This window comes from Variovorax sp. P4_B10 (assembly GCF_056402375.1).
Genome location: NZ_JBFUHN010000109.1, coordinates 1 through 17,487 on the forward strand (window position 1 = coordinate 1; position 17,487 = coordinate 17,487).

The 17,487-nt window shown below is 66.6% G+C and carries 13 protein-coding genes; 8 read left to right on the forward strand and 5 right to left on the reverse strand.

Going from position 1 to position 17,487, the window contains the following annotated elements; translation table 11 throughout:
- Positions 1-10 precede the first annotated feature (10 nt).
- Genes AC1DXX_RS30425 through AC1DXX_RS30440 form a run of 4 tightly spaced genes read right to left on the reverse strand, consistent with a single transcriptional unit; the run spans position 11 to position 3,383 of the window.
- Positions 11-571 carry a hypothetical protein gene (locus AC1DXX_RS30425; protein WP_478137931.1) on the reverse strand — a complete coding sequence of 187 codons (561 nt, stop codon included), beginning with the start codon at positions 569-571 and terminating at the stop codon, positions 11-13.
- A 38-nt stretch (positions 572-609) separates the two neighbouring features.
- A complete protein-coding gene (locus AC1DXX_RS30430; RefSeq protein WP_478137932.1) occupies positions 610-1,608 on the reverse strand; it encodes an HpcH/HpaI aldolase/citrate lyase family protein in 999 nt (332 codons plus the stop codon).
- On the reverse strand, positions 1,605-2,381 hold the full coding sequence (tam, locus tag AC1DXX_RS30435; protein ID WP_478137933.1) for a trans-aconitate 2-methyltransferase: 777 nt from the start codon (positions 2,379-2,381) through the stop codon (positions 1,605-1,607). The genes AC1DXX_RS30430 and tam overlap by 4 nt, the downstream gene beginning before the upstream one ends.
- A gap of 15 nt (positions 2,382-2,396) precedes the next feature.
- Entirely contained in the window at positions 2,397-3,383 is a 987-nt protein-coding gene (locus AC1DXX_RS30440; protein WP_042578072.1) for a malate dehydrogenase, read from the reverse strand.
- 186 nt (positions 3,384-3,569) lie between these two features.
- Between AC1DXX_RS30440 and AC1DXX_RS30445 the strand changes: the two genes are divergently transcribed.
- The 8 genes from AC1DXX_RS30445 to AC1DXX_RS30480 all read left to right on the forward strand — a co-directional run bounded on the left by AC1DXX_RS30445 (position 3,570) and on the right by AC1DXX_RS30480 (position 10,782).
- Entirely contained in the window at positions 3,570-4,328 is a 759-nt protein-coding gene (locus AC1DXX_RS30445) for a GntR family transcriptional regulator (RefSeq protein ID WP_478137934.1), read from the forward strand.
- A gap of 234 nt (positions 4,329-4,562) precedes the next feature.
- Positions 4,563-5,009, forward strand: coding sequence for a succinate dehydrogenase, cytochrome b556 subunit (gene sdhC / locus AC1DXX_RS30450; RefSeq protein ID WP_478137935.1), 447 nt, complete (start codon positions 4,563-4,565; stop codon positions 5,007-5,009).
- A gap of 13 nt (positions 5,010-5,022) precedes the next feature.
- Complete coding sequence (sdhD, locus tag AC1DXX_RS30455) at positions 5,023-5,388, forward strand: succinate dehydrogenase, hydrophobic membrane anchor protein (RefSeq protein ID WP_478137936.1); 366 nt, start codon at positions 5,023-5,025, stop codon at positions 5,386-5,388.
- Positions 5,389-5,395: 7 nt separating this feature from the next.
- Complete coding sequence (gene sdhA, locus AC1DXX_RS30460) at positions 5,396-7,204, forward strand: succinate dehydrogenase flavoprotein subunit (protein WP_478137937.1); 1,809 nt, start codon at positions 5,396-5,398, stop codon at positions 7,202-7,204.
- A gap of 46 nt (positions 7,205-7,250) precedes the next feature.
- On the forward strand, positions 7,251-7,952 hold the full coding sequence (locus tag AC1DXX_RS30465) for a succinate dehydrogenase iron-sulfur subunit (RefSeq protein ID WP_478137938.1): 702 nt from the start codon (positions 7,251-7,253) through the stop codon (positions 7,950-7,952).
- A gap of 20 nt (positions 7,953-7,972) precedes the next feature.
- Positions 7,973-8,287: an FAD assembly factor SdhE gene (locus AC1DXX_RS30470; protein ID WP_042578078.1), complete on the forward strand. Its 315-nt coding sequence runs from the start codon at positions 7,973-7,975 to the stop codon at positions 8,285-8,287.
- A gap of 24 nt (positions 8,288-8,311) precedes the next feature.
- On the forward strand, positions 8,312-9,622 hold the full coding sequence (gene gltA / locus AC1DXX_RS30475; protein ID WP_478137939.1) for a citrate synthase: 1,311 nt from the start codon (positions 8,312-8,314) through the stop codon (positions 9,620-9,622).
- Positions 9,623-9,720: 98 nt separating this feature from the next.
- Positions 9,721-10,782: a purine-nucleoside phosphorylase gene (locus AC1DXX_RS30480; RefSeq protein ID WP_478137940.1), complete on the forward strand. Its 1,062-nt coding sequence runs from the start codon at positions 9,721-9,723 to the stop codon at positions 10,780-10,782.
- 13 nt (positions 10,783-10,795) lie between these two features.
- Here the strand turns inward: AC1DXX_RS30480 and AC1DXX_RS30485 are convergent.
- Positions 10,796-17,487: autotransporter outer membrane beta-barrel domain-containing protein (locus AC1DXX_RS30485; RefSeq protein ID WP_478137941.1), on the reverse strand; the 6,692-nt coding region annotated here is incomplete at its 5' end.

A 17,487-nucleotide genomic window follows, 5' to 3' on the forward strand; every position in this document is an offset into this window, starting at 1 on the left:
GTGGGGGCTCTTACTTCTTGGCCGGGTCGGCACCTTCGAAAAGGTCCTTCGGCGGGTTCTTCTTCATTTCTGCAGCGAAGGCGACCTGGGCTTCGGTCTGGCATTCGTCGGCAATGCGCAGGCCGGCCTTCTGGTTCATCAGCATCGACTTGTTGCCGAGCTGGAGCCACATGGCGCCGGCACGCGGGTCTTCGAGGCGGATGGCGCCGGTGCGGCTTTCGACCGGGTGCATGCGGTACTTCAGGCCCTTGGTGGTGATGGTGAAGAAGCCGGGCTTCTTGTCGTCGGGCGTCACGGTCACGTCGGCGCCGAGTTCGCACTGGGCGCGGCCGATCGAGACGCGCTGGGCCACGGCCAGGTCGGTGTCGTTGAGCACAACGTCGGCATCGGTGTTGATCGGCGTGACTTCCTCGACGGCCTTGGCCGCCTTGCGGGTGACCTGGCGCTTGGGCGGCGCCTTCTTGGCTTCGGTGGATTTGGCGGCGGCCGGTTTGGCGGGCGCTGCGCTCTGTGCCATGGCACCGAACGGCAGAGCCAGGGCCACTGCGGCGGTCAGGGCAATTTTCTTCATGTGAGGGTTTCCTTGAGGCTGGGTTCGAAGATTTCGTTTCAGGAGGCCGCGAATGCAAACCAGGCTTTCGCCTCGGTGGGCAACGCGCGCCCTGTTGCATGGGCACGCGTCAGAACCTGCCAGAAATGGCGGTAGCTCGCGCGGTCGTGCAATGTGCCATCAATTTGTGTCGGTGCCCAATCCGCGAGTGCGGCTTTTGCAATGATTTGTGTGGCAATTTGAATCTGGGCCTCGTCGGGCGCGAAGGCCTCGAGGATCGGCCGAATCTGGTTCGGGTGGATGCTCCACATGCGCGTGTAACCGAATTCGGTGGCGGCCTTGCGGGCCGCGACACGCATCGCATCGGTGTCGTTGAACTCCGTGACCACGCAGTGCGAAGGCACCTTGCCGAAGGCATGCGCCGCCGAGGCGATGGCCAGCTTGGCGCGCACCACCAGCGGATGGGTGAACTGCCCGGCCGCCCCCATGCCGTCGGCGGGGATGGCACCGGCATGCGCCGACACGAAATCCATCAGGCCGAAGCTCAACGATTGCACGCGCGGATGCGCCGCAATCTCGAAGGCGTTGTGGACCGCAAGAGGCGATTCGATCAGCACATGCAGCGGCAGTGCATCGGCATCCGCGGCCTCGAGCGCTGCGACAGCTTGCAACACATCGGCCACCGATTCGACCTTGGGCACCATCAGGTGGCTGAGCCGGTGGCCGGCGCGGCCCGCGATGGTGATCACGTCGCCGGCAAAGGCGGGGTGGTCGACCGGATGCACGCGCACGCCGACGCGCATGCCGGGTTTCGCCGCCAGCGCGAGTTCGGTGACGAGCGCGGCATGCTCCGCCTCGCCGCCCACCGGGGCGCCGTCTTCGCAGTCGAGGGTGACGTCGAACACGCAGGCGCCGAACTCCTCGGCCATCTCGGCCTGGAGCGCGAGGCTCTTCTTCATGCGCGCCTCGACGCCGCTGTAGTGGTCGCACACGGGCAGCGTCACCGCGCCGGCTTGCGCGCCGAGCAGCACTTCACCCGGATGGACTGATTTCGTCATGCTTTCTTTTGCGCCACGATGAACATGCGGGGAAAGGCGAGCAGGCGCTTGCCGTCGGTGCGTGCCGGATAGGCCTCGTCCACGCGACGCTCGTATTCGGCGAGGTAGCTCGCCTGCAGGTCGGGCGGAAGCCGGTCGACGAAGGGCTTCAGGCCCGTGCCGCGCACCCATTCGACGATGGCCGCGGCATTGGCCATCGGGTGCTGGTAGATCGTGTGCCAGACATCGACATGGGCGGCCTTCGGCGCCAGCAGGTCGTAGTAGCCGCCGAGCGGCAGCAGCAGGGTGCGCAGCCTGTCGGCATCGCCGATGGGCTCGGCCCAGGGCGCCTCGGCCGCCAGCGCGCGCATCAGGCGGTGCGTGGGCTCCTGGCGGTTGTCGGGCATCTGGATGGCGAGCACGCCACCCGGGGCCAGCGCGTCGAACAGGCGCGGGATCAGCTTTTCGTGATCCGGCACCCATTGCAGGGCCGCGTTGGCATAAATGAGGTCGGGCGCTTCTTGCGGCGCCCAGGTCGCGATGTCGCTCAACGCGAAGCGCGCCTGCGGCAGGCGCTCGCGCGCGCTGACCAGCATGGCTTCGGAGTTGTCGGTCCCGAGGACTTGCGCCTTCGGGAACCGGTGGACCAGCAGCTCGGTGGAATTGCCCGGGCCGCAACCGAGGTCGACCGCGCGGGCGGCCTCGGCCAGAGGCACCCGCGCCAGGAGTTCCTGTGCGGGCCGGGTGCGCTCGTCCTCGTAGCGACGGTACAGCGCGGGGTTCCAGTCGAGCATGCGGGCTGGCCTTGCTTACAGCAGGTGGGCCACGCCGGCGCGTTCGCCTTCGAGCTCTTCGAGCGTCTTGTTGATGCGTTCCTGGCTGAATGCGTCGATCTCGAGGCCTTCGACCAGCTTGTACTCACCGTTTTCGCAGGTGACCGGGAAGCCGAACATCACGTCCTTCGGAATACCGTACTGGCCATCCGACGGGATGCCCATGGTGACCCACTTGCCGTTGGTGCCCAGGGCCCAGTCGCGCATGTGGTCGATGGCGGCGTTGGCGGCCGAGGCAGCCGACGACAGGCCGCGTGCCTCGATGATGGCCGCGCCGCGCTTGCCGACGGTCGGCAGGAAGGTGTTGGCGTTCCATTCCTGGTCGTTGATCATCTTGGCAACGCTCTCGCCGTTGATGGTGGCGAAGCGGTAGTCCGCGTACATCGTGGGCGAGTGGTTGCCCCAGACGGTGAGCTTCTCGATGTCGGCCACGGCCTTGCCGGTCTTGGCGGCGATCTGGCTGGCGGCACGGTTGTGGTCCAGGCGCAGCATGGCGGTGAAGTTCTTGCGCGGCAGGTCCGGCGCGCTCTTCATGGCGATGTAGGCGTTGGTGTTGGCGGGGTTGCCGACCACCAGCACCTTGACGTTGCGGCTGGCGACAGCATTGAGGGCCTTGCCTTGCGCGGTGAAGATGGCGCCGTTGACGGCCAGCAGCTCGGCACGTTCCATGCCGGGGCCGCGGGGACGCGAACCGACCAGCAGTGCGTAGTCGGCGTCCTTGAAGGCGGTCATCGGGTCGCCGTGGGCTTCCATGCCGGCCAGCAGCGGGAAGGCRCAGTCGTCGAGCTCCATCATCACGCCCTTGAGCGCCTTCTGGGCCTTCTCGTCGGGGATTTCGAGCAGTTGCAGGATGACCGGCTGGTCTTTGCCGAGCATTTCGCCGGAAGCGATACGGAACAACAGGGCGTAACCGATTTGACCGGCGGCACCGGTGACGGCAACGCGAACAGGCTTTTTGCTCATGGGAAGACTCCAGAAGGTGATGAAACGGTGTCGGCGCTCTCGTGGGGCGCCAAGGGTCCAACGGGGAATAAAACGTGTCCCGCGGCGCGAGACCGGCCCGCATTTTAAGCCGATTCAATGAGCCTCGTCTTATGTCTTATATAAGATATCCTTAGGGGGTCCGCCAAGGCGCACCCCACCGCTGCCATGAACACCCCCACAGCCCTCGACGAGCCCACGACGCCGTCCTTCAGTCCGCTCTACCAGCAGATCAAGACCTTGATCCTGCAGAGCCTGCAGGCGGGCGAGTGGAAGCCGGGCGAACCGATCCCGAGCGAGATGGACCTGGCCGTGCGCTATCGCGTGAGCCAGGGCACGGTGCGCAAGGCCATCGACGAGCTTTCGGCAGAGAACCTCGTGGTGCGGCGCCAGGGCAAGGGCACCTTCGTCGCGACGCATGCCGAGCAGCATGTGCAGTACCGTTTTCTCAAGCTCGTGCCCGATGCCGGCGACCCGAACACCGAAGGCCCGGCGGAACGCACCATCGTCGACTGCAAGCGCCTGCGCGCATCGGCCGACGTGGCGCGCGCCCTGGGCCTGCGCACCGGCGACGCGGTGCTGCAGGTGCGCCGTGTGCTCGCCTACGCGGGCGTGCCGACCATCCTCGAAGACCTCTGGCTGCCCGGCACACCCTTCAAGGGGCTCACGGCCGATCGGCTGCGCGCCTGGCCCGGACCGATGTATGCGCTCTTCGAAACCGAGTTTGGCGTGCGCATGGTGCGTGCCGAAGAAAAAATCCGTGCGGTGCTGCCCGATGCGGAGCAAGCTGCGCTGCTGGCGGTGACGCCGCAGATGCCGTTGCTGAGCGTGGAGCGTGTGGCGCACACGTACCACGACATGCCGATGGAGCTGCGCCGCGGCCTCTATCGCACCGACACGCACCACTATCGCAATCAGCTGGGTTGAGGCCGCATCGATATGGAACAACTGCCGAAGGGCTTTGCACATGACGCACGGCGCGCGCAACGCGCTACGAAGTCAATAGCATCCGACTGCCGCGGTGCGCCGACACGGGCACGACAGATGCGCGATGGTGCATTGCAATAGAATTTTGCGTTGTTTGCACTTCCGCAGAAGAAACAAAAGCGTTCGCTCTCAGAACAAGCCAACAAGTCACAAAGCCACGAAAGCCACCCTCCAATGACAGAGCTTGCAACTCCTCCCCGGCCACCGCGTCGCGAATTCCGGAACATCAATGCCTTCACCGATCTCACGACCTACCGGCTTCCGCCGGCCGGCATCGTGTCGATCCTGCACCGCGTGAGCGGCATCATCATGTTCCTGCTGCTGCCGTTCATCATCTGGATGTTCGACACCTCGCTCTCGTCGGACTATTCGTTCGCCAGGTTCAAGGCCGCATTCAACAGCGGCCTTGGTTTCGTTCCGGGATGGTTTTTCAAGCTCGTCGCGCTCGCGCTGATCTGGGCCTACCTGCACCACTTCATCGCCGGCCTGCGCCACCTCTGGATGGACGTGAGCCACGCGGCCGTGACCAAGGAATTCGGCCACACCTCCGCGCTCTTCACGCTGGGCGCAAGCATCATCCTCACGCTGGCGCTCGGCGCCAAGCTGTTCGGCCTGTACTGAAAAGGAGCCACCCATGTCTGTGAATTACGGCTCCAAGCGCATCGTCGTCGGCGCACATTACGGTTTGCGCGACTGGCTCAGCCAGCGCATCACGGGCGGCCTGATGGCGCTCTTCACGATCATCCTGCTCGCACAGCTGATCTTCACCCGCGGCCCCATCGGCTACGACCTCTGGGCCGGCATCTTCGCCGCGCAGTGGATGAAGGTCCTGACCTTCTCGGTGATCGTCGCCCTGCTCTATCACGTGTGGGTCGGCATGCGCGACGTGTGGATGGACTACGTCCAACCCGTCGGCATTCGCCTCGCCCTTCAAATTTTCACCATCGTCTGGCTTGTCGGTTGTGCGGGTTGGGCCATTCAAGTGCTTTGGAAGATCTGACCCCACCATGACCTACACAAAAGAACAAATCACCAAGCGCAAGTTCGACGTCGTGATCGTCGGTGCCGGCGGCTCCGGCATGCGCGCCTCGCTGCAACTCGCCCGTGCCGGCCTCAACGTGGCCGTGCTCTCCAAGGTGTTCCCGACCCGTTCGCACACCGTCGCCGCCCAGGGCGGCGTGGGCGCTTCGCTCGGCAACATGAGCGAGGACAACTGGCACTACCACTTCTACGACACGATCAAGGGCTCCGACTGGCTCGGCGACCAGGACGCGATCGAGTTCATGTGCCGCGAAGCCCCGAAGGTCGTGTACGAACTCGAACACTTCGGCATGCCCTTCGACCGCAACCCCGACGGCACGATCTACCAGCGTCCGTTCGGCGGCCACACGGCCAACTACGGCGAGAAGCCCGTGCAGCGCGCCTGCGCCGCGGCCGACCGCACCGGCCACGCGATGCTGCACACGCTCTATCAGAAGAACGTCGAAGCCCGTACCCAGTTCTTCGTCGAATGGATGGCGCTCGACCTCATCCGTGACGACGAAGGCGACGTGGTCGGCGTGACCGCCCTCGAAATGGAAACCGGCGACCTGCACATCCTGCAGGCCAAGACCGTGCTGCTGGCCACCGGCGGCGCAGGCCGCATCTTCCAGGCCTCGACCAACGCCTTCATCAACACCGGCGACGGCCTCGGCATGGCGGCCCGCTCGGGCATTCCGCTGCAGGACATGGAGTTCTGGCAGTTCCACCCGACCGGCGTGGCCGGCGCAGGCGTGCTGCTGACCGAAGGCTGCCGTGGCGAAGGCGCGATCCTGCTGAACAGCAACGGCGAACGCTTCATGGAGCGCTACGCGCCCACGCTGAAGGACCTGGCACCGCGCGACTTCGTCTCGCGTTCGATGGACCAGGAGATCAAGGAAGGCCGAGGCTGCGGTCCCAACAAGGACTACGTGCTGCTCAAGCTCGACCACCTGGGCGCCGACACCATCCACAAGCGCCTGCCCTCGGTGTACGAAATCGGCGTCAACTTCGCCAACGTCGACATCACCAAGGAACCGATTCCGGTCGTGCCGACCATCCACTACCAGATGGGCGGCATCCCGACCAACATCAACGGCCAGGTCGTCATCCAGAAGGGTGAAGACAACAGCTCCGTGGTGAACGGCCTCTATGCCGTGGGCGAATGCTCGTGCGTGAGCGTGCACGGCGCAAACCGCCTGGGCACCAACTCGCTGCTCGACCTGCTGGTGTTCGGCCGCGCGGCCGGCAACCACATCGTCGAGTTCAACGACAAGCAGAAGGAACACAAGGAACTGCCCAAGGATGCGGCCGACCGCACGCTCGAGCGCCTGAACCGCCTCGAGTCGACCACCACCGGCGAATACGCCCAGGACGTGGCCGGCGAGATCCGCGCCGTCATGCAGCAGCATGCCGCCGTGTTCCGCAAGCAGGCCTCGATGGACGAAGGCGTGGTCAAGATCGCCGCCGTGCGCGAGCGCGTCAACGCGATCGGCCTGAAGGACAAGTCGAAGGTGTTCAACACCGCCCGCATCGAAGCGCTGGAAGTCGACAACCTGATCGAAGTGGCGCAGGCCACCATGGTCTCGGCGGCCGCCCGCAAGGAATGCCGCGGCGCCCACACGGTGGAAGACTACGAACGCCCGGCGGACGATCCGGTCGCACCGCTCGGCCGCGACGACGCCAACTGGATGAAGCACACGCTCTGGTACAGCCAGGACAACCGCCTCTCGTACAAGCCGGTCAAGCTGCAGCCGCTCACCGTGGCCTCGGTTCCGCCCAAGGTCCGCACGTTCTAAAACGGCTCACAGTCAGCTCACAAAAAGCATTCACAAGGTCACTACGATGAAGCGCACATTCCAGATCTACCGCTACGACCCGGACAAGGACGCCAAGCCCTACATGCAGACGGTCGAGATCGAACTCGACGGCCACGAACGCATGCTGCTCGACGCCCTGATGAAGCTCAAGGCGCAGGATCCCACGCTGTCGTTCCGCCGCTCGTGCCGCGAAGGCGTGTGCGGTTCCGACGCGATGAACATCAACGGCAAGAACGGCCTCGCCTGCCTGACCAACATGCTCACGCTCAAGGGCACGATCGTGTTGAAGCCGCTGCCCGGCCTGCCGGTGATCCGCGACCTGATCGTGGACATGACGCAGTTCTTCAAGCAGTACAACTCGATCAAGCCGTACCTGCAGAACGACACCGTGCCGCCCGAGAAGGAACGCCTGCAGTCGCCTGAAGAGCGCGAAGAGCTCAACGGCCTGTACGAGTGCATCCTGTGCGCGAGCTGCTCCACGAGCTGCCCGAGCTTCTGGTGGAATCCCGACAAGTTCGTGGGCCCCGCCGGCCTGCTGCAGGCCTACCGCTTCATCGCCGACAGCCGCGACGAAGCCACCGCCGAGCGCCTGGACAACCTGGAAGACCCGTACCGCCTGTTCCGCTGCCACACGATCATGAACTGCGTCGATGTGTGCCCGAAGAGCCTGAACCCCACCAAGGCCATCGGCAAGATCAAGGAATTGATGGTGCGTCGCGCCATCTGAACTTCTTTCAAGAAACCGCCATGCCAACCGCCGCCGACCTCGACCAGCCGCTCAGCGAACGTGCGCTGAGCAAGCTGAAATGGCGTTGCCGGCGCGGCCTGCTCGAGAACGACCTGTTCATCGCCCGCTTTTTCGAGCGGCACGAATCCCACATGACCAACGGTCAGGCGGGAGCGATGGAGACATTGATGGACCTGTCGGACAACGACCTCCTCGACCTTTTGCTGCGCAGGAAGGAGCCCGAGCCCGAATGGGCCGGGGCCGAGGTGGTCGCATTGCTGCAGTTGATGCGCACCGATGGCGCGCAGCGTCCTGCAATCTCTCCTTCGTCCTGAATCCTCCTCTGAAAGTAAATCGAAATGAAAGCATCCGATACCAAGGCCACGCTGTCGTTCAGCAACGGCGGCGACAGCGTCGAACTGCCGATCTACAAGGGCACCGTGGGCCCCGACGTGATCGACATCCGCAAGCTGTACGCACAGACCGGCATGTTCACGTACGACCCGGGCTTCATGTCGACCGCCGCCTGCCAGTCGGCCATCACGTACATCGACGGCGACAAGGGCGAGCTGCTGTACCGCGGCTACCCCATCGAGCAGCTCGCGACCAACTGCGACTTCCTCGAAACCTGCCACCTGCTGCTGTACGGTGAACTGCCGGACACGGCCAAGAAGGCCAACTTCACCAAGCTCGTGACCAACCACACGATGGTGAACGAGCAGATGCAGTTCTTCCTGCGCGGCTTCCGCCGCGACGCGCATCCGATGGCCATCATGACCGGCCTCGTGGGCGCCCTGTCGGCCTTCTATCACGACAGCACGGACATCAACAATCCCGAGCACCGCGAGATCGCCGCGATCCGCCTGATCGCGAAGATGCCCACGCTCGTGGCCATGGCCTACAAGTACACGATCGGCCAGCCGTACATGTACCCGAAGAACGACCTGAGCTATGCAGGCAACTTCCTCCACATGATGTTCGCCACGCCGTGCGAAGAGTACAAGGTGAACCCGGTGCTCGAGCGCGCGCTCGACCGCATCTTCATCCTGCACGCAGACCACGAGCAGAACGCTTCGACCTCGACCGTGCGCCTGTGCGGCTCGTCGGGCACCAACCCCTTCGCGGCCATCGCAGCCGGCGTGGCCTGCCTCTGGGGCCCGGCCCACGGCGGTGCCAACGAAGCGGCGCTCAACATGCTCTACGACATCCAGAAGGAAGGCGGCGTGGAGAAGATCGGCGAGTTCATCAAGAAGGTCAAGGACAAGAACTCGAGCGTCAAGCTCATGGGCTTCGGCCACCGCGTGTACAAGAACTACGACCCGCGCGCCAAGCTGATGCAGGAGACCTGCAACGAAGTGCTGACCGAACTGGGCCTGGAAAACGACCCGCTGTTCAAGCTCGCCAAGGAACTGGAAAAGATCGCCCTGGAAGACGAGTACTTCGTGTCGCGCAAGCTCTACCCGAACGTCGACTTCTACTCGGGCATCGTGCAGCGCGCCATCGGCATCCCGGTGCCGCTGTTCACCGCGATCTTCGCGCTGGCCCGCACGGTCGGCTGGATCGCCCAGCTGAACGAAATGATCGGCGACCCCGAGTACAAGATCGGCCGTCCGCGCCAGCTGTTCGAAGGTTCGCCGATGCGCGATGTGAAGCCGATTTCGGCACGCTGAGCTTCCGTCGGCTCCCGATGATCAGGAAAGCTGCCTTCGGGCAGCTTTTTTTTGGCCTGTAAATTGCGGTCTCTTTTGGAGCAAAAAGGAGAACGCCAATGCCGTTTTTTCAACGTGTGACCCGATGGGGCTCGAGGGCAGCCTTCGTTGCCTTTGCAGCGACTCTGCTGTTCGGTTGCGCTACGGATGCAACCAGGCCGGATTCCCCGCAGCAACAGGTTGCGGTGAAGGTTCTCATCATCAGCATGTTCAAGCCCGAGGCCCAGGTGTGGATCGAGCCGCTGAAGCTGACCCGGGAGATCAAGGTTCCGGGCCTGTCCGCCGACGATCCGCTGGTCCGGTGCAATGCCGATTCGGTGTGCCAGGTCACCACCGGCATGGGCCACACCAATGCGGCGGCATCCATCACGGCACTGGTGCTCAGCGGGAAGTTCGACCTCTCCAGGACTTACTTTCTGGTTGCCGGCATTGCAGGCGTCGACCCCAATGTCTCGACCATCGGCTCGGCCACCTGGGCCCGGTTCCTGGTCGACTTCGGCATCGCGCACGAGATCGATGCGCGTGAAATGCCATCGAACTGGCGCTCCGGTTATTTCGGCATCGGCGCCAAGGATCCGGACTCGAAGCCCAAGTTCGAATACCGGACCGAGGTCTTCCGCCTGAACGAAAAGCTGCTGCAGAAGGCCTTGAAGCTGTCCGCCAATGCCGCACTGGCCGACAACGACAAGGCACGCGCCTACCGCGCCAGGTATTCGCAGCCAACAGCCAAGGCCCGCCCTTCGGTCCTGCAATGCGACACCGCAGCCGGGGACACCTACTGGCATGGCAGATTCCTGGGCGAAACAGCCACGCGTTGGGTGTCGCTCCTGACCGATGGGCAGGGCAAGTACTGCACCACCCAGCAGGAGGACAACGCCACCTACGAGGCATTGAAGCGAGGCGCCGACGCCGGGCTGCTCGACCTGCAGCGCGTGGCGGTTCTTCGCACCGCCTCCAATTTCGACCGCCCCTATCAAGGGCAAACCGCGTACGCCTCGCTGAAAGCCGAATCGGGCGGGTTTCCGCTGGCCACCGGCAACCTCCTGATCGCGGGCCGTCCTCTGGTCGACGCGATCGTCGGCAACTGGTCGAGCTGGCGTGCAGGGATTCCCGCAGACTGACTCAGTCAGTCCTTCACCACTTCACCCGCAGGCCCAGCGAGCCGTTGATCGAGCTCTTGACCTTGGCATCGCCACCCGAGGCCCAGAGCTTGCCGACTTCGCCATACAGGCTGGTCGAGGTGCTCAGGGCCAGCGTGAAGCCGCCCGCCAGCTCGGTGCTCGTGCCGCCCGTGGGCGCCGCGATGTCGGTCGTGGTCGCACCGTTCACGAAGCGTGCGATGTCCGTGCCGCTCGAGGTCTTGTAGACGTTGAAGCGGCCATACGGCTGCAGCATGCCCATGCCGGTGTCGATCTCGCCCTTGACCCGCACGCCGGCGCGCGCGATCCAGCCGCTGTCGGCCTGGGGTTGAACGACGGCGCCGACGATGGCGGAGTTGCCCAGGTCCATGTGCTGGTGGATCAGCTGCAGCTGCGGCTCGATGCGCCAGCCGCTGCCACCCAGCGCGAAGGCCTGGCCCACCTCGATGGAGCCCAGCAGGCTGTTGCCCTTGCCGCCGATGCCGGCGCTCAGCATCGGCTGCACCGTGTAGCGGTGGCGGCCCGACTGCACCACGGCATCGGCGTAGAAGCCGCTGTCGCCGGTGTAGGTGCCGTAGAGCCCCACGTACTGGCTGCGCAGGTCGTTGCGGCCCACGCGCAGGTTGCTCACGCCGCTGGCGAAGCCGTTGACGCTCGCATCGCCGTCGAGCTGGCCGACGTAGAGGCCGGCGCGCCAGTTGGACGTGGCCAGCAGGTCGGTGCCGGCCTGCAAGCCGGTCAGGCGCCCCTTGCTGGTGGGAGACACGGTGCCGCCCTGGYGGATGTCGAGGTCGGTGGAGAGCACGCGGGCCCAGGCGCGGCGCTCCGAGCCGGTGGGGGTGGTGGCCGTGCCCTTCACGTCGTCGTCGCCCACGCGCTTGCGCAGGTCGCCCAGCATTGCGAGGTTGCCCTGGCGCAGCTGGCTCGGCAGCGCCGCGTACAGCGAGGCTTCCGCGCGGTAGGCCGGCACGGCCGTCGCAGGCGAGTTCGGTGAAGTGGACGCGGCATCGGTGCGCAGGTACCAGTTCTCGCCCGCGCCGCCGGCGTCGGCGGCATAGAGGCGGTATTCATAGGCGCCGGCATCGACATGGCCGCCCGCGAGTGCAAACGCGTCCTTGGTGGTCTGCGCGGTGGTGGTCGCGCCGTTCTGCGCAGTGATCAGCTCGATGCCGTTGCCGCTGGTGCGTGCACCCAGGCCGCCCAGGTTGGTGATCTGCACCGTGGTCTTGCCGCTCGCAACCGCCGAGGCGCCGTTGAGCACCAGGCGGTCCGACGGGCCGGTGCCGTTGAGGGCGGTGCCCAGCTTCAGCACGCCGTTGTTGCCGACGTAGGCGCCGTTGACGGTCAAGGTGGTGCCGGGCGTGGTGCCGACCAGCGAGACCGTGCCGCTGTTGGCCAGCGAGGCGACCGTCTGGCTAAAGCCCGCGAGGTCGAGCGTTGCGCCTGCCGCCACGCTGTGCGCCGAGCTGGCGCTGAAGGTGGCCGCGCCCGCCTTCAGGGTGCCCTGCGCCACGTCGGTGGCCCCGGTGTAGGTGTTGGCACCCGAGAGGGTGAGCGTGCCCGTGCCCTGCTTGGTGATGAAGCCGCCGCCCGTGATGGCGCCACTGAGCGTTTCGTTGAACGCGCCGGTGTCGATGACCGGGTCGTTGCTGCCGGTCAGCCGGATCGCGTTGGCGATGGTCAGGCCGTCGGCGCTGAAGCCCAGCGTGGTGTCGTCGTCCATGGCCAGCGCGCCGGTGCCCAGTGCCTGGTTGTGGCCGAGGTTCAGGCGCCCCTGGTGCAAGGCCGTGCCGCCGGTGTAGGTGTTGGCGCCCGACAGCGTCAGGGTGCCGGTGCCGACCTTGACCAGGGAGCCGCCCGTGCCCGAGATCACGCCGGAGACTTCCGTGCTGGTGTTCAGCCCGCCGGTGGTCAGCACCTTGGCGCCGAGCAGCACCCGGCCCGCGCCTTCGAGCGCGCCGATGGCGAGGCCGTCGGTCGTGAGCTGGCTGATGCGGACGGTGCCGCCCGCCTTGTTCACCACGGTGGCCTGGTTGGCCGTGGTGCGGTCGAAGAAGTCGACGACGCCGCCGTTCTCGTTGACGAGCATGGCCTGGCCGGCCGAGCCGTCGTCCAGGAAGTTGGTCGCGCTTCCCGCGAAGTTGGTGATGTGGGCCTTGCCCGCGGTGGCGTTGAACCAGACGGTGGTTTCGCCGCCGCGGTTCTCGATGGTGGCGTTGCCGGCCGTCGCGTTGTCGCGGAAATCGATGGCGCCGTTCGCCTGCGTGACGAGGGTGGCGTTGCCGGCCGAGGCGCTGTCCTTGAACTGGATGAAGCCGCCGTTGGTCTGCTGCACCGGGCCCGCCGTGATCTTCAGGTTGCCGGCATCGGCCTGGCTGCTGAAGATCAGGCCGGCGCCGCCGGTCACGAACACGTCGCCGGTGCCCAGTGCGCCGCTGACGCCCGCGTTCACGGTACCGGCGTCGACCAGGGTGCCGCCCTGGTAGCTGTTGGCCGCCGCGAGCAGGAGTTCGCCCGTGCCGATCTTGCGCAGGCTGCCGGTGCCGCTCATCGTGCCCGCGTAGGTGCCGTCCACGGCCTGGTCGAAGGTGACACGGGCGTTGTTGACGATGTCGCCCTGCAGACTGGTGGTGTTGCCCTGCAGCACGCCAGCCTTCACGAGCGTGCCGCCGGTGTAGGTGTTGGCACCGCCCAGCACCAGCGTGCCGAGGTCTTCCTTCGACAGCCCGCCCGTGCCGGTGATGGCCGAGTTGATGGTGGCCGTCATGGCCGCGCCGGCCGCCGTGCCGTCGCCCACGCGCACCACGGTGCCGGCGTTGTCGATGTTGAGGCTGTCGCCCTGGACGACATAGCCGTCGACCATGAACTGCGCACCGCCGATGCTGACCGTGCCGCCGGACTTGTCGACCGTCACCGTGCCGCCCGTGCCGCCGAAGATGGCGAACTGGTCCTGCTTCCAGGCCGCGTTGAGGCTGCCGTTCATGTCGGTCCAACCGTCGCCCGGGGAACCCACGCGCCAGGTGCCGGTGCCGCCGTCGGCAACGCCGTTGTTGTAGCCGGCGCCAGCGCCGCCATCCCAGAAATTGAGGCTGAGGCCGGCGCGGTTGACCAGGTTGACCTGCTGGGCCACCGAGGTCTGCACGGACAGGTCGCTCGCGACGGTGCCGCTCGGGATCGCCCCGATGTCCAGGCCGTTGTCGGTCAGCGAGCCGGTGTATGCGATGAGGCGGTAGAGGCCGGGGCCGAAAGTGCCGCCGGCAGACTGCGCGACGTTGAGCGTGCCGTCCAGCGCGAGGTTGCCGGTCACGTTGACCAGGTCGTTGAATGCCCCGCCCGGCACGCCGGCCTGGCCGAGCTCGTAGCTCAGGATGGAACCACTGTTGAACGACAGCGTGCCGGTGTTCAGCGTGCCGGGGCTGTTGCCCGCGGCCAGGGTGCCGCCATCGGCAATGTTGACTGCGCCGGCGATGGTGCCGGCACCGGCCAGCGTGGCGCCGTTGCCGACGAACACCGTGCCGGTGCCGGTCGCGCTGCCCGTCGTGTTGTTCACGCGCAGCGTGCCGGCGTCGACGAAGGTCGCGCCGCTGTAGGTGTTGGCGGCGGTGAGTTCCAGCGTGCCGGCGCCGCGCTGGACCAGGATGCCCGTGCCGCTGATCACACCGCCGAAGCTGACGGCATCGGAACGGTTGAAGGCCAGCACGCTGTTGTTGGTGATGTTGCCCGCGATGCTGCCGCTCGTGCCGCCGGCGCCGATCTGCAGCGTGCCCGCGCTGACCGTGGTGCCGCCGGTGTGGGTGGCGGCGCCTGTGAGCGTCAGCGTGCCCGTGCCGGCCTGCGTCAGGGTGCCCGCGCCGCTGATGTTGCCGGCGAAATCGACCGCGTCGGTGCGGTTGAACGCGAGCGCGCCGTTGTCGATGACGTTGCCCGCGATGCTGCCCGTGACACCGCCATTGCCGATCTGCAGCAACGTGCCGCTTGCGAGTGTCGTGTGGCCCGCGGCCTGGATGCTGCCCGTGACGACCGCACCCTGCGACGCGTCGAGCGCGATGTTGCCCGCCGCCACGTTGCCGTTGACGGTCAGCGCCTGCTCGGTGGTGAGGCTCAGGTTCGCGGCGGTGAAATTGCCCAGCGCGGCGATCAGGTTCGCGCCGTCGAGCGTGGCGTCGCCCACGGCGCTGCCGGAGAGCGACGTCGCGGTGATGACGCTGCCCGCGCCCTGGGTGATGGTGCCGGCCGAGTCGAGCGCAGTGGCCATGCCGCTGACCGCGCCGTTGATCGCCAGGTCTCCGGTGGTCGTGGCCAGTGCCACGTTCGCGCTGCTGTTGATCGGGCCGGCGACGATCAACGACTTCGCGTTGTTCAGGCTGAAGCCGTTGGCCGTGAAGCCGCCGAGCGTGTCGATCTGGTTGGCGCCGGTGAGCGCCGTGCTTCCGGCCGAGCTGCCCGTCAGCGTGCCGGCCGTCACGACGCTGCCCGCGCCTTGCGTGATGGCACCGAGCGAAATGAGCGTCGCGCTGCTGCCGGCGGCCAGGTTGCCGGTGATCGCGAGCGAACCTGCATTGGTCAGGCTGAAACCGTTGGCCGTGAGGTTGCCGAGCGCGCCGATCTGGTTCGGGCCGGTGAGCATCACGGCGCCGGTGGCGCTGCCCGTCAGCGTGGCGGCGGTGAGCACGCCAGCGGTCTGGGCGATGCCGGCGCCGCTGTTCAGGCTCAATGCGCCCGAGGCGGTCACGTTGCTTGCGAGAGTGATGCCGTTGCTCGCGGTCAGTGAAACGGCACCGCCCGAGAGGCCGTTGTTCACCGCCAGCGCGCCGCCGTTGGCGGCCAGCGTCAAGGCGGCGGTGCCGGTGTCGATGGCTGCGGCCGGCAACGTCAGCGTGCCACCGGCGATGAGGCTCACACTGCCGTTCGGGCCGTTGGCCAGCGACGAGACGTTCAGGTCGTTGAGGTCCGCGAGGGCGATGCTGCTGCCCGTCACGGACACCGCGCCGCCGAAGTCGTTGCTGGCACTCGCCAGCGCGATCGCATGGGCGCCCGCGTTCAGCGTGCTGGTGCCGCCGACGGTCAGCGCACCGGTCTGCGTGATGGCGCCGTTGGCCGTGGCCGCGAGACTGCCCGATACGGCGCTGGTGCCCAGCGTCAGCGCTGCGTTGTTCGTGAGTTGCACGTTGGCGGCGGCCAGGGCGACCGCGCCCGCGAAGTTGTTGGCCGCCTGGGTGAGCGTGATGTCRCCTGCTCCGGCGTTCAGCGTGCTCGCGCCCGAGATGCTCAGTGCGCCGGTCTGCGTGATGGCGCCGCCGTTGCTCGCGGCGTTCAACGAAGCCGCGGTGCCRYTGCCCAGGTTCAACGCGCCATGGCTCGTGGCGGTCAGCGCGCCTGTATTCAGCGCGCCGAGCGTGAGGCCGTTCACGTCGTTGATCTGTGTGGTGCCGCCCGTCAGGGTCACGGCGCCGCCGAAATCGTTGTTCGTATTCGTCAGCGTGATGGCATTGGTGCCTGCGTTCAGCGTGCTCGTGCCGGCAACGGTCAGGGCACCGGTCTGCGTGATCGCGCCGTTGGCCGTGGCCACAAAACTGCCTGCCGCGGTGCTGGAGCCCAGCGCCAGGGCGGCGTTGTTCGTGAGCTGCACGTTGTTGCCGGTCAGGGCGACAGCGCCGGCGAAGTTGTTGGCCGCCTGGCTGAGCGTGATGTCGTTCGCCCCGGCGTTCAGCGTGCTCGTGCCGGTCACGCCCACTGCGCCGGTCTGCGTGATGGCGCCGTTGGCGGTGGCCGTGAGACTGCCCGACACGGCGCTGGTGCCCAGCGCCAGCGCGGCGTTGTTCGTGAGCTGCACGTTGCCGCCGGTCAGGCTGACCGGCCCGGCGAAGTTGTTGGATGCCTGGGTCAGCGTGATGGCGCCCGCGCCGGCGTTCAGCGTGCTCGCGCCGGCCACGCTCAGCGCACCGGTCTGCGTGATGGCGCCGCCGTTGCTGGCGGCATTCAGGGAAGCTGCGACGCCGCTGCCCAGGTTCAATGCACCATGGCTCGTGGCGGTCAGCGCACCGGTGTTGAGCGTTCCGAGCGTGAGGCCGTTCACGTCGTTGATTTGTGTGATGCCGCCCGTCAGGGTCGCGACGCCACCGAAATCGTTGTTCGCATCCGTCAGCGTGATGGCACCCGCGCCGGCGTTCAGCGTGCTCGCGCCGGCCACGCTCAGCGCACCGGTCTGGGTGATGGCACCGCCGTTGCTGGCGGCATTCAACGAAGCCGCGGTGCCACCGCCCAGGTTCAATGCGCCGTGGCTCGTGACAGTCAGCGCGCCGGTATTCAGCGCGCCGAGCGCGAGGCTGTTCACGTCGTTGACCTGCGTGGTGCCGCCCGTCAGGGTCACCGCGCCGCCGAAGTCGTTGCTGGCATTCGTCAGCGTGATCGCATTGGTGCCTGCGTTCAGCGTGCTGGTGCCGCCGACGGTCAGCGCACCGGTCTGCGTGATGGCGCCGTTGGCGGTGGCCGCGAGACTGCCCGACACGGCGCTGGTGCCCAGCGCCAGGGCGGCGTTGTTGGTGAGCTGCGCGTTGGCGCCGGTCAGGGTGACCGCGCCTGCGAAGTTGTTGGCCGCCTGGGTGAGCGTGATGTCGCCTGCTCCGGCGTTCAGCGTGCTCGCGCCCGAGATGCTCAGTGCGCCGGTCTGCGTGATGGCGCCGCCGT

Bases quoted from the DNA above. Each gene is read 5' to 3' on its own strand.
- AC1DXX_RS30465 (WP_478137938.1), top strand. From the start codon at position 7,251: ATGAAGCGCACATTCCAGATCTACCGCTACGACCCGGACAAGGACGCC.
- AC1DXX_RS30430 (WP_478137932.1), bottom strand. From the start codon at position 1,608: ATGACGAAATCAGTCCATCCGGGTGAAGTGCTGCTCGGCGCGCAAGCC.
- AC1DXX_RS30470 (WP_042578078.1), top strand. From the start codon at position 7,973: ATGCCAACCGCCGCCGACCTCGACCAGCCGCTCAGCGAACGTGCGCTG.
- AC1DXX_RS30480 (WP_478137940.1), top strand. From the start codon at position 9,721: ATGCCGTTTTTTCAACGTGTGACCCGATGGGGCTCGAGGGCAGCCTTC.
- sdhD (WP_478137936.1), top strand. From the start codon at position 5,023: ATGTCTGTGAATTACGGCTCCAAGCGCATCGTCGTCGGCGCACATTAC.
- sdhA (WP_478137937.1), top strand. From the start codon at position 5,396: ATGACCTACACAAAAGAACAAATCACCAAGCGCAAGTTCGACGTCGTG.
- sdhC (WP_478137935.1), top strand. From the start codon at position 4,563: ATGACAGAGCTTGCAACTCCTCCCCGGCCACCGCGTCGCGAATTCCGG.
- gltA (WP_478137939.1), top strand. From the start codon at position 8,312: ATGAAAGCATCCGATACCAAGGCCACGCTGTCGTTCAGCAACGGCGGC.
- AC1DXX_RS30425 (WP_478137931.1), bottom strand. From the start codon at position 571: ATGAAGAAAATTGCCCTGACCGCCGCAGTGGCCCTGGCTCTGCCGTTC.
- tam (WP_478137933.1), bottom strand. From the start codon at position 2,381: ATGCTCGACTGGAACCCCGCGCTGTACCGTCGCTACGAGGACGAGCGC.
- AC1DXX_RS30445 (WP_478137934.1), top strand. From the start codon at position 3,570: ATGAACACCCCCACAGCCCTCGACGAGCCCACGACGCCGTCCTTCAGT.